Consider the following 12,260-nt stretch of genomic DNA (forward strand, 5'->3'; position numbering starts at 1 on the left):
AGCCAGCTCCCACATTTTTTGTGATCTGTCGGAGATTTCGAACCGCTTTAACCGATCAAGGTCCGAACGGCCCGGGATAAATAACAGACCTCAATCTGTCAGGGCTCGAATCACGCAATGATGTTCGTCTTCTGCCGCCATGGTCATCGCTAAAAAGGTCACTTTATCCGCCATGAATATACCGGGCTGTCTGATTTGTTTGATGTAGTCAAACGAGAACCACCCGGTACCGTTCCCATAGGTCAAATCGAGTTTGCCTGCATGAGTGAAACGTGCCATGACGGTGGATACGCGGCTACCCAACATAGCCCCGAACGTCAGAATGCTGCCGTCGCGGTTTATGAAGGCATTTGCCCAAATGGTATCGAGGTTGCCCATCTGTTCAACTACGGGGTTACCCCCATTGAACTGAATATTTTCTCTGCCATCGACTTCTCTGCTGATCAACAGTCCCTTGTGTGCAGGTCCGGACACATGACCCACTGCTAAAAGACGTTTGTTCGGCTGCTGAATGAGGGAAAAGCTGGTGGAGTCTTCAAACGGGCCGGGATTGATCTTCAGATAACCATTTTCTCCAAAACCCGTATCCAGCTCTCCCGTGTCGAGTAACTGAGCAAAAAATGTCTGACTGTCGTGTAAAGGTCCGACCGATCCCGCGAGTGCATATTTTCCGTCAGACGTTGGCAGCACCGTATTCAGGACTGTTTGTTCAACAAAGTCAGGGTGGGCGATTTCGACGTATCCTTTATTATTGAAGCTGATATCGAGGCTGCCGTTGGGCTCCAGTCTGATCAGCAGCGACACCGGTATAAGCTCCAATTGAAGCCGAGCGACGATCAATATCTTACCGTCTGACGCAATCACCGTGGATACCGCGTCGATTTGCCTGAGCCTGATAGGGCCCGCAGGTTTCGCAGTGGCGTTGAGAATGAACGCACCCGGCTTGAGAATCACCTTGCCACCGATGCCGAAGTCACGATCCGGTTCTCCACTCGGCAACAAGCGGAGGAACGCGATACCGACATCCGTGATGTCGCGATATTTATAAGAGCCGATAAGCAGGATTTTTTTGTCACTGAGCAACTTGGCTTCGTTCACGAATGAATCTTTCATATCCCTATCGAACTGGCCGCTGATATAGCCCGCGTTGCCGAATTTTTTATCAAGTAGGCCTGCCGCTGTGAGTTTGATACAGAAATAAGCGATTGCATTTAAGTCATCCTCGACAGTGCCGGAAACACAGATAGCTCCTTCCGCATCTGTGTCCAGTGCGCGGCTGGTGATTCTGCGAAACGGGAGACCTAACTGATTCATGTATACCAGCCCATTAAGCCCGAATTGCGGATCCGGTTTTCCAGGGTTTTTGACGTTCATGACTGATCACCTCGCTGACATTCTTCGCATCGATAAACCGTGCGACCGCGATATCCACGTCACACCCTTGAGCGATGCTTGCAGCAGTCACGATTTCTCCATCGTTTGAATGGCTGCACCTTTCCGATAATTCGAAAATCCAACGGTGATGCCCATCGCGCAAGGATTCATTGGAGGCCGAGTGCAACGTCCCGTCAACTGTCAAACCTGACAGTTGACAGATACAAGGATGAGTTAATCCCCTGTAGGATTTGCCGAAGGTTGCAATCGTCTAAACTTCGGAAAACGAAAAAAGCCCCGGCATTCACATGCCGGGGCTTTGGTTTTTCAGCGCGTCACTCAGACCTGCGGATCGCCCACATGCAGGATCTTCATGCCGTTGGTGCCGCCGGTGGTGTGGTAGCTGTCGCCCTTGGTCAGGATGACCCAGTCGCCTTTTTCCACGACGCCGCGCTTGGTCAGTTCATCGATGGCCTTCTGGCTGACTTCGTGCGGTTCCAGCGAGGCCGGGTCGAACGGAATGGTGTAGACGCCACGGAACATGGCTGCGCGGGCCTGGGCTTCGCGGTGCGGGGTGAACGCGTAGATCGGCACCGAGGAGCGAATGCGCGACATGATCAGCGGGGTGAAGCCGCTTTCAGTCAACGCAATGATCGCCTTGACGCCCGGGAAGTGGTTGGCGGTGTACATGGTCGCCAGCGCGATGCTTTCGTCGCAACGGCTGAATTCCTTGCCGATGCGGTGGCTGGAGGTTTTGCCGGTCGGGTGTTTCTCGGCGCCGACGCAGATGCGCGCCATGGCCTGCACGGCTTCCAGCGGGTACAGGCCCGCGGCAGATTCAGCCGAGAGCATCACGGCGTCGGTGTAGTCGAGCACGGCGTTGGCCACGTCGGACACTTCGGCGCGGGTCGGCATCGGGTTCTGGATCATCGACTCCATCATCTGCGTTGCGACGATCACGGCCTTGTTGTGGCGGCGTGCGTGCAGAATGATTTTCTTCTGGATGCCCACCAGTTCAGCGTCGCCGATTTCCACACCGAGGTCGCCACGGGCAACCATTACTGCGTCGGATGCCTTGATCAGGCCGTCGAGGGTTTCATCGTCGGCCACGGCTTCGGCGCGTTCGATCTTCGCCACCAGCCAGGCAGTACCGCCGGCCTCGTCGCGCAGTTGACGGGCGTATTCCATGTCGGCGGCATCGCGCGGGAAGGATACCGCGAGGTAGTCGACTTCCATTTCGGCAGCGAGCTTGATGTCGGCCTTGTCTTTTTCAGTCAGGGCCGGCGCAGTCAGGCCGCCACCGCGACGGTTGATGCCTTTGTGGTCGGACAGCGGGCCGCCGATGGTCACGACGCAATGCAGCTCGGTGGCGGTGGCGGTTTCGACGCGCATCACCACGCGGCCGTCGTCGAGCAGCAGCTCGTCGCCCACGCCGCAGTCCTTGACCAGATCCGGGTAGTCGATGCCGACCACTTGCTGGTTGCCTTCGGTCAACGGATGGCTGGTGGAAAAGGTGAACTTGTCACCGATCTTCAGCTCGATCTTCTTGTTGGCGAATTTGGCGATACGGATTTTCGGGCCTTGCAGGTCGCCGAGCAGGGCGACGAAGCGGCCGTGCTTGGCAGCGAGGTCACGCACCAGCTTCGCGCGAGCCTTGTGCTCGTCGGGGGTGCCGTGGGAGAAGTTCAGACGGGCAACGTCCAGACCAGCCAGAATCAGCTGTTCGAGAACTTCCGGCGAGTTACTGGCCGGGCCAAGGGTAGCGACGATTTTGGTACGACGGACGGACATGCAAAGACTCCTGAGTTCAAGCGCAGGCAGAGGCTACTATGCTCGAAGGGTGTAGTCATTGTTCGAATGCACTACTTATCGTTTTCTTTATTGAACGTGGCAACTTTGGGGCAAGCGCGCCTGAAGATTTTCGACCAGGGGTCGATACAGAGCTCAAGACAGGAGAACCCCCATGCGATTGTTGCCCATTGCCGCCCTTGCCCTCAGCGTCTTCGCCGTGACGGGCTGCACCCGTTGGTCGATGAACCACCATTTGAACAACGCTTACAGCGCCTATGAGCGGGGCAATTGCGAGCAGGTGATGCTTGAACTGTCCAAGGTCGAACGCGCCAGCCGCGCCCGCCCGTACGTGTGGCCGGAAGTGTCGATGATGCGCGGCCAGTGCCTGGAACGGCAAAAGCTCTACATCGATGCGGTACAGACCTACCAGTTCATCATCGCTTCGTACCCCAACAGCGAATACGCCTACCGCGCCCGAGCGCGTCTGGAAACCTTGCAGAGTCTGGGCCATTACCCGACGCGCAGCGCTGCTGCCGTGGTGCGCCCGACCCGTTTCTGATGACGGTTTTCATACAAAATCTGGCCGTGTGTACAAGCTGAGCTATAGTCGAAGAACCCGGATTCGGCACCACGGTGCTGCATCCGGAGCAACACCTGCGACTGGCGGTTGTAAGGTGACGGCGACGTAGCGACTGTCACACCGGAAGCGGGGAGAGCGTGCCGGCAACACGGGCGCGTTCCGAAGCACAGGTGTGGCTCCGTGATGGAGCCTTGCAGGGCGCTGCGCATCATGTTTACCGACCGCCGAATCGAACGGCATCAGTTGCCGTACTACCTCAGAGTGTTCAACAGCGTCACCGACAAACCCATCGGGTTTCTCGGCAACGTGTCTGGAGACGGGCTGATGCTGATCAGTCAGTTGCCGATGATGGTCGGCGCGGATTTCCAGTTACGCCTCAAAGTCCCCGCCTGCGATGGCAGCCAGCAAGTCATCGATTTCAGCGCCTGCTGCGTGTGGTGTCATGAAGACGCCACGCCGTTGCATTACGACGCCGGCTTCATCCTGCGGCGCGCGCCGGCGGAGTTCGGGCAGTTGGTGTTGGCGTTGCAGCAGTATTTCAGTTTTCAGCCGCTGCCGGCGTCGGCCTGAACAGCAAAAGATCGCAGCCTTCGGCAGCTCCTGCAGGGGGAACGCATTCCAAATGCAGGAGCTGCCGAAGGCTGCGATCTTTCGACCTTGACGTCACGCCGTCGTGATTGCCCGCTCGTTGTCCAGCGCCTTCTCCGCCAGCAACAACCCCATCTCGCTCAATTGATAGATCGCCATCGCCAGGTGTCGCGGCTTGTCTTCAAGGCTGTCGGCCAGGTCGAGCAGCAGAATGCTGACCGAAGAAAAGGTTTCGTAGGTTTGAATGGCCATCGCTTCGGGATTGAGGTCGGGCGCGACCATGAACATCTGCATGCCGCGATCGACGGAGTTGCGCGAGTCGGGTTTCGGCTTGAGGTAGTGGTCGAGGGCTTTTTCGGCAGCCTCGTGGAGTTTCTTTGAAGCGGTGGAAGCGTAGGGGGAAGTCGAATCTTCGGATTCCGGGGGATTGGGTGTTGGTTTGATCATTGTCGTATTGCCTCCATGAGGGCCATCACCTGTTCGCGACTAAACGAAAAGGGGTGGCGGCTGAACGCAGGTTAGTCGACCGGGAGGCATACGAATTACCGGCGCGCCCGAAGGCGCCCTGCGCACAGCCACCATCAAGTGCGGGGATAGGGATTACCCGACTGGATGACGCTTATGCACCTTCATATACCTACCGGGCGACTAAACCCGACCACTGATTGGCAGCGGCACGGATCACGTTACGGGGCATTAACAAGGCGCACAAGCCGGCGGATTCTGAGGGATGTGTAGGCAAAGGCGCAAGGCAACGTAGTTGCCAGTCGTGAACTGAAGGACAACGACTGTGTGCCGTGTAGGAACAGTTACCGTTTGTCGGGACTGTCAGGTTTTACAGGTGTGGGCCGCAGGAGCGGGGGTGTATTCAAAGGTTTCCTGCAAGTCATCCTGCCTCCGGCAACAAGAAGGAATTGATCATGGCAAACAATGAAGAGGGACAAACGTCGGGTGCAGATGATGTCGAACCTCTGGACTCCTCGCCAGACATTGAAGGCCATCTTGGCGAGGGAATCGCCGAACCGCAGCAAGCGGAACCTCAGCTTTCAAGTGGCGTGAATCCTGATGAGCAATACGTCGCCCCTTTGGAAATTCAGCGTTGGGAGTTCACCGATTACTCCGATACCAACGGTTTGATCATCTTCAATGTTCCGCAATCTGACGGTGAGCACCAGGTGTGGATTAATTACTTTGGCCCGAATGGGTATTTCCGCAAGCTGGTAGAGGGGCGCCTGTATAAGGGCAAGCAGTGGCATGAGTACCGTGCTACTGGACTACCCGAGGGTAATGGTTACTACGATACACAGTGGAAGTACCATAGCCACTGGTCCGAGAAAAGGAATAAGCACGTCATTGTCAGAAAGCTTCCTGTGATCACCTCTGCCGACACCTGGACCGCGACTATTTCGGGAACGGGGGTCAGCAGCGGCTATCTTCAAATCGTTGAGGATGGTACGAACAAAGACATGAGCTCGCAAATAACGGGCACGTTAGCGAACTGGTCTATCAAACTGTTTGCTGGGTTAAAACCGGGAACATATTTCATTAAAGTGAGGCATTCGGAGCTGGGTTGGCCCACTCGTTATTCGCTTCCGAGGGCTTTCTACTATTACGGTGTCCCTTCCTTCAGTCATCTAAATGACAATGATGTGATTGTAGTCCCCAGACCAAAGCTCCAGGGAGAGGGTTTTCCCGGAGCAACCGTCAAAATTTATGAGTCCGGCTCGTTCGCTTACGGTACGGCAACAGTCGATTCCAGTGGGATTTGGTCGACGGTTTTAACAGTAGATCTGCCGCACCGCCAGTTCACCTTCGTGGCGCAGCAGTCGCTGGCCAGCGGTATATTGCCTGGTTGGTCGAAGCCGGTGACTGTTTCTGTGAGGCTGTGGCCTACGATTTCGCGGGATTCAGATCAGGAACAGGCTCAGGCCTTTATCCTGACCGGATCTGATGGCTTGGTCGGAGGCACCGTTGAAGTATTTCAGGACGGTGGCCTCACCCGATATGGCACCAGCGCGGTATTGACCGGCGAGCAGTGGAGCGCCTCTGTTGTCGTGCCTCCAGGCCCGGTCTCGCTGGTGGCGGTAAACGTCAGAGGTGATTACAGATCGGGTCGAAGCCTTCCGCGCGGATTCAAGGTCCGGCCTGCCCAACTTGTCCACGTCAAGCACGAAGTCTTGCCCGACGGATCGATCAGGATTTTTGGCACAGGCTATGCCGGCGCGATGGTTGTCTTCACTCTGCCCGGTTCTACGGTCACGCCGCCGCCGGACGCGCAGGTACTCGAAAACGGCGACTGGAGTACCACGGCCACAAGCTGGCCCTACGGCAATTACAACCTGCAAATCGTGCAAAAAGTGGGCGACGGTGCCAGTGGCTGGATCTATTCGCTGCCCTGCGATCTCAAGGTCGAAAAGAAGCTGCCGAATGTCACAGACCTGGATTACACGCGCGACTATCAACCAACGTTCAGTGGCCGCGGCAATGCGGGGGCAACTGTGTGGCTCTGGAAAATCGACGCGAATGAAGCGGTGGCGCCTCATGTTCTCTTGAAAAACGATGGAGCGTGGACAAGCCAGGTTCCAGCGCCATGGGGCCCCACGTTTCACCAGCAGGTTCGCATCAAGCAGTCGGGATTTGTCGACCAGGAAAACGAATGGCTTGTCCTTGATGTGAATATCCCGCCACTGGCCCCCGGCCTGAACGACCCGGTCGAAAATGGACTTTCACCGCAGCTCAGCGGTACTTGCTGGTGGGATGCGGTGGTCACCCTCTGGTACAGCGACGAAGATTTTGGGCACAACGCGAATGTCAGCAATGGTCAGTGGACATTTCGCCGCGACAAGCCGTTCGCGGAGGATGAGGTCCACACCGTCACCGTGACCCAATTTGCCGGCGGGCAAAAATCGCCCGCCGCGACCACAACCTTCAGCGTCGCGCGCCCCATGCTGCAGCCCGAGATCACGGACCCGGTTTCGGGCAGTGATGTGGGGCGTGACGTCACCATTTCCGGCTTGAACGGTATGCTGGGCGCCAGCCTGCAGTTGTGGGACATACAAGTAGGAGACCGGCTTGGCGATCCCACGATACTTGACCAGGACGGCGCCTGGTCGATTGAACTGCGCAATCTGACGTTCAGACCATACGTCATCAATGCAGTGCAGACTCTGAAAAACCGCCCTTCGCTCGCCAGTGAGTTGCACGAACTCACGGTGGTGGTGTTACCGCCGCAGATCACCCAGCCCACGGAAATGGGCAGGCTGCCGCGTTGCGGCAAAATTACCGGGTGTGGCATGCCGGGTGCGACAGTCCAGATTTTTTGGGTGGGGATCAGCGGACCTTCGCTGCCGGACGTTGAGGTGGGCGGGGACGGTCACTGGGAAGTCGAAGTGGAGCTGCCGGTGGTAGGGCAGAAAACCATTCAGGCGCTACAGATATTTCGCAGTGAAAACGGCAGTGAGCTCACCTCGGAAAAGACCGAGCCGCGCGCGTTTGACGTCGTCCCTGCGCCGCCGCTGATTGAAAGCCCGATCGAGGCTGACCACGTCGGCAGCAGCACGGTGGTATCGGGCTTCGGTGTAGTGGGCGACACGGTCACGGTGACACTGAACAATGCCGTTGCGCAGGCGGTGCACGTCCACGCAATTGTGCGCCCGGATCGCACCTGGTCGGTGACGGTCGACTTGAGTTCATTCCTCGGCGGCCATTACGTGCTGGAGGCGGTGGCGTCGCTGGAGACGTTCGAGTCGATCCCGGCCACGCGACCGGTTGTGCTGGGCACTTTTCGGCCCACGCTCGACGAACCGGCAGCCGGCCGCTGGGTTTCGCATCCGGTCGTTTTTGCCGGTCAGGGCCGTCCGGGGTCAGGGACCGTGATGAGCTGGTACAACCCGGATGTGCCGTGGGCGGAGCTGTTGCCCATTGCCGATGGCAGATGGAGGGGCGAGGCGACAAAGCCATTGCCCCAATCAGGAAACTGGTACCAATTCTGGCAGATTCTGACCGGCGATCCGAACGGTGAGACGGTTTCTGCCCGGGTCGACAGCGAGCGCTTTGAAGTTGAGCCCGCGCGCCCGGCCTTGAAAGGCTCCTGAGTACGCATACGACGAACGGTAGTCATACCTGTCAGATCTGACAGTAGACGTTAATCGCGTCGGAGCGCTCAATCTTACTCAATGAATGTGCAGTCTGACGGGAACGTCAGCTTGTTCTGGCCAGTCGTCGCCTCAAGGAACTGATCATGGCTGATTCGCGCCGCCCCGCCTTGCAACTGTTCGACCAGTTGTTTGGTGAGCAACTCACTGAAAGAAACACCGGACTGAGCACCCTCAAGACTTACCTTGAGCAGGAGAAATCGATTTTTCGATTGGTGGAGATGGGTAAGCCAGGCCTGGTCAGGGAGATGGGGCTAAGCCCGGATGACGCCGAGCGTTTTCTGCGCAGCGCCAACAGCATGGCCACGTACGTGCGTCGCCAGTTTATCGAGCACACCCTTACCGGCAAAAAGGGCGCCACAACACGCAGTTCGAGCGGCCTGTTATCCATGGTCAGAGGGCCCAATTATCAAGGCCTGATCGGTACCGACTTTGCTGCGCTGTGTCCACCGGACGCACTGGAGTCCATTGCTTCGCACGTGGCGTATCTGATGGATTTGTTGCACTGGATTGAGGACCGTATCCAACCCGAAAACCAACAAGAACACTATCAGTTGCACAAACGTCGCACGGATTTGCTGGCGCTCAAGGTCGACTTCAATGCGGTTTATCAGTCGATATCGTCGGTCGACATCATCGTCGCGGTACTGGAGCAGTTCATCGCGGCAAACAGGCCAGGGGTGTCGATTGAAGACGCGTTGATCGACGCGTGCTATCCCAACGGCCTGCCGTACTACCAGCACTGGGTCACGATTGACAGCCTCGCACAGGCTAACGACTTGTCGGTGGGTGATGTTGCACACTGTGTCGATCCGGACTTTCCCTACTTTTTACAAGCCGATGCCCGGGGGGCCAATACCGCTTCCGGATTCGCCCATGCTTCGCGGCTCGGTCCCTATCAGCAGCGATTGCTGACAACACCTTTCCCGGATCTGCAGGAACGAGAAGCTTTTTACGCTCTCCATTTCGGTACCAATAATCAGGAAATCTACGGCAACCTTAATCAGGTGAAGTTTTTAGGCAAGCGGACGAAGTTGAGCAGCAAGCAGATCGAAGCCTTGCTGTCGATTCGCGATTTTGCCCCGGTGCGCTCGCCCAATGTGACCTACCAGGATACACAGCCTGAAAAGCCGGAGAGTGAGCGCTCGGGGTCGGTTTACGTCAACGACGGCTCTGAGCCCCCCTTGGACATCGATGAAGGTGCAACCAATCGCCATTGGGTGACAGCAGACCCCGACGATAAAGTGGGCTTCAACCGCTTTGGCCGGATAAACCAGATGGTGCGGCTCGCCAACTGGACGCGATTGCCGTTCGATCAGGTCGATGCACTGCTGGTGGCGGCGATCCGTGCGGTAGCACGCGGCCATGGTGCGGAATCGAGCGTTGAATCAGAGATGAATATAACCAGCGGCGTGGTGCATGCCCTGGGCCTTTTTCAGACCCTGCGGGAGCGTTACGGTTGCTCGGCGGCTGATTTTGCGGTGTTTATCGATGAGTTGTCAGTCTACGGTCGCGGTGAAGCGCTTTCGCTGTTCGACCAGACCTTCAATGAACGAACGGGTTATCGCGAGTCTTTGCGGCTCGACAATGGTACGTTTTCAGTGATTCCGGTACCGGGCAAGGTCGATCTGACGATCAGCCAATTGTGCCGTGGCCTGGCGATCGACCTGCAGACTTATTACGTTCTGGCAACGACGGTGGCCAAGGCGCACGGACGGACCGACTCACTGACGCGCAGCCCGGCAATCATCTCGAGTTTTTACCGCTTGGTGCACCTGTCCCGGCTGTTGAAGATCACGCCGGTCGAGGGGGTGTTGCTGCTGTCGGTGCTGGGCGACAGCCAGTGGGTAGACGGGGTGGCAGGCATTCCGTGCATCCATACTGTTGCAGAAGGTCCACCGGATGTACTGGAACTGATCGAAGCCATGCACGGTTGCATGCAGTGGTGCGCGCAGAGCCGTCTGCCCCTGTTGTGGGTGTTGCAGCACGCGGTCGAGCCGCCGCCGGCGCAGCAATCGTCCGAGCAGGATCTGCAGTTTTTCGAGCAGCTTCGCAATTTGCTACCGACGGCCCTGTTGTCCAACGCCGATTTCCTGACGGCAGGCGTGCCGCCTGCCGGAGCTGCCGGCTGGCTCGAACTCCTGGCGATAAACGCCGACGATCTCGATGCGATTGTCGACACCTCTGGCCTGGTACGGCCTGATCACGGGACACCCGAACAATACCTGGACGAAGTCCGCAAAAAAATCGCCTCGGCGGTCGACAGTGCCTTGGGGTTGGTCGATTCGTCATTGCGCCAGTCCATTATCGTCAACATGACCGGGGTGATTTTGCAGGTGCGCGATGCTCAGGCGTCATTGGTCAAAGAGACACTGGCCGTGTATGCCGGTGTCGGGGTGGACCAGGCAGTACCGATTCTGCACTGGGCAAACGCCACGGTTTATCAATTGCTGCAGCACGTGCTCGAGCGCACGCAGGCGGATGCAGAGGCGTCGGCCCGTGATCCGCGCAAGGCCAGCGTATTGCTGGATCTGTCGGATCTGCTGGCGCAGGTGCGACGGCGCAGTGAGGTGGTGTCGACGCTGGGACTGAGCGCCACGCTGTTGCAGGAATATCTGGATTACGGCCATGAAGCCTGGCTGGGTCAGGTCGACAAGCACAAGCTGACGATGCACACACTGTATTACCTGACGGTACTGGTTCGCGCCTTTGCCCAAGGTGAACAGCCCGAGCAGAAGCTGTTGGACTATTTGCGTCATGTCAATGCGCTGCCGAAGGTTACGGGAGATGCGCTGACACTGGCCCAGCAGGCTGCGGCGATCAGGCTGGCCAACTTTTTGGGCTGGAGCGTGCAGGAAGTGCGCGAGTGCATCGACCGTATCGATACCACCGATCTCAAGGTTCTGAAGACCCTCAGGCAACTCGATCTGTTGATGCGCGTGCGCAGCCTGTCTGCTGGCAGTGGCATGGCGGCGTTGACGTCTTTCCTGATCGGCGATTTGCCCGAAACCATCGACAGACAGGCTTACGCCGAGGCCGCCGAACTGGCCCTTTTGAGCGAGTCCGTGACGCCGATGGTGCATGTGCCCGTTGACCTCAACGGGCTGATCTCGATCACCTGCGTCGCCAAGGATGAAAGAGACCTCGTGGCCAACAAGCCAGGCGAGAAACGGACTTATCTGGTGACCCTGAAAGATGCTGAAGGCAACCCTCTGAGCGGTGTCAACGTTTACTGGCGTACCACCTTGGGCAGCATTGAGACGGGGATGACCTGGACAGATGGAACGCTGGAGGCGAACTTTATTCCGGGCAAGGTCATGGGCAGCGAGACGCCCTTGTATTGGCTGGACTTGTTTGAGCCGTGGTATGCCCCTTCTGTAACGGTGACCTTCGACGCCGATACGCTGTCGTTTCCGTCGCCAGAACTGTCACCAGTGCCGTTGGGGGAAGTGCCACCGGGACGGGAGGTCGAACTCTACGCGGTACTCGAAGACAAATATGGCAACCGCCCAGCCGACTCGCTGGTGGACTGGTTCTTTGAAAGTGTCCCCCCCGAAACATCAGCCAGCGCGGTGATCCGGCCAGCGCATGGTTTTACCGGTGAGCAGGGCCTCACGCGGGTTTTTGTCTCCAGTCGTACCGGGGGTACCTTCTATTTCAGTGTTCTCAGCCATGCTGGCGAAAGCCGAGAAATTTTCCCAGACCCCATCACCTTTGCGAGTGAGTAGATAGCCGAACAGGTGCTATTGCCTGGCTAACAGTCGTCCCCGGGC

The 12,260-nt window shown here is 57.6% G+C and carries 7 protein-coding genes; 4 read left to right on the top strand and 3 right to left on the bottom strand.

Annotated features, from left to right (window positions below; translation table 11 throughout):
* Nucleotides 1-90: 90 nt before the first annotated feature.
* A complete protein-coding gene (locus tag AC0Z4S_RS14000) occupies nucleotides 91-1,374 on the bottom strand; it encodes an NHL repeat-containing protein (protein WP_485623433.1) in 1,284 nt (427 codons plus the stop codon).
* A 339-nt stretch (nucleotides 1,375-1,713) separates the two neighbouring features.
* Nucleotides 1,714-3,165 carry a pyruvate kinase gene (gene pyk / locus AC0Z4S_RS14005; protein ID WP_024014116.1) on the bottom strand — a complete coding sequence of 484 codons (1,452 nt, stop codon included), beginning with the start codon at nucleotides 3,163-3,165 and terminating at the stop codon, nucleotides 1,714-1,716.
* Between the two features lie 172 nt (nucleotides 3,166-3,337).
* Between pyk and AC0Z4S_RS14010 the strand changes: the two genes are divergently transcribed.
* A complete protein-coding gene (locus AC0Z4S_RS14010; protein WP_485623434.1) occupies nucleotides 3,338-3,724 on the top strand; it encodes a tetratricopeptide repeat protein in 387 nt (128 codons plus the stop codon).
* A 231-nt stretch (nucleotides 3,725-3,955) separates the two neighbouring features.
* On the top strand, nucleotides 3,956-4,315 hold the full coding sequence (locus tag AC0Z4S_RS14015; RefSeq protein ID WP_253504863.1) for a PilZ domain-containing protein: 360 nt from the start codon (nucleotides 3,956-3,958) through the stop codon (nucleotides 4,313-4,315).
* Nucleotides 4,316-4,408: 93 nt separating this feature from the next.
* Here the strand turns inward: AC0Z4S_RS14015 and AC0Z4S_RS14020 are convergent, their stop codons facing one another.
* The gene (locus AC0Z4S_RS14020) at nucleotides 4,409-4,780 is read right to left on the bottom strand and encodes a DUF6124 family protein (RefSeq protein WP_485623435.1); all 372 of its coding nucleotides are present in this window, start codon (nucleotides 4,778-4,780) and stop codon (nucleotides 4,409-4,411) included.
* A gap of 473 nt (nucleotides 4,781-5,253) precedes the next feature.
* On the opposite strand from AC0Z4S_RS14020, the gene AC0Z4S_RS14025 reads away from it, so the two are divergent.
* Together AC0Z4S_RS14025 and AC0Z4S_RS14030 are read left to right on the top strand one after the other, a co-directional pair.
* The gene (locus AC0Z4S_RS14025) at nucleotides 5,254-8,427 is read left to right on the top strand and encodes a hypothetical protein (RefSeq protein ID WP_485623436.1); all 3,174 of its coding nucleotides are present in this window, start codon (nucleotides 5,254-5,256) and stop codon (nucleotides 8,425-8,427) included.
* Between the two features lie 146 nt (nucleotides 8,428-8,573).
* The gene (locus AC0Z4S_RS14030) at nucleotides 8,574-12,215 is read left to right on the top strand and encodes a Tc toxin subunit A (RefSeq protein ID WP_485623437.1); all 3,642 of its coding nucleotides are present in this window, start codon (nucleotides 8,574-8,576) and stop codon (nucleotides 12,213-12,215) included.
* Nucleotides 12,216-12,260 lie beyond the last annotated feature (45 nt).

Source organism: Pseudomonas sp. 1L-B-1-E-C1 (assembly GCF_057291835.1).

Excerpts from the sequence above, each read along its gene's own strand:
- AC0Z4S_RS14000 (WP_485623433.1), bottom strand. The coding sequence starts at position 1,374 with ATGAACGTCAAAAACCCTGGAAAACCGGATCCGCAATTCGGGCTTAAT.
- pyk (WP_024014116.1), bottom strand. The coding sequence starts at position 3,165 with ATGTCCGTCCGTCGTACCAAAATCGTCGCTACCCTTGGCCCGGCCAGT.
- AC0Z4S_RS14010 (WP_485623434.1), top strand. The coding sequence starts at position 3,338 with ATGCGATTGTTGCCCATTGCCGCCCTTGCCCTCAGCGTCTTCGCCGTG.
- AC0Z4S_RS14015 (WP_253504863.1), top strand. The coding sequence starts at position 3,956 with ATGTTTACCGACCGCCGAATCGAACGGCATCAGTTGCCGTACTACCTC.
- AC0Z4S_RS14020 (WP_485623435.1), bottom strand. The coding sequence starts at position 4,780 with ATGATCAAACCAACACCCAATCCCCCGGAATCCGAAGATTCGACTTCC.
- AC0Z4S_RS14025 (WP_485623436.1), top strand. The coding sequence starts at position 5,254 with ATGGCAAACAATGAAGAGGGACAAACGTCGGGTGCAGATGATGTCGAA.
- AC0Z4S_RS14030 (WP_485623437.1), top strand. The coding sequence starts at position 8,574 with ATGGCTGATTCGCGCCGCCCCGCCTTGCAACTGTTCGACCAGTTGTTT.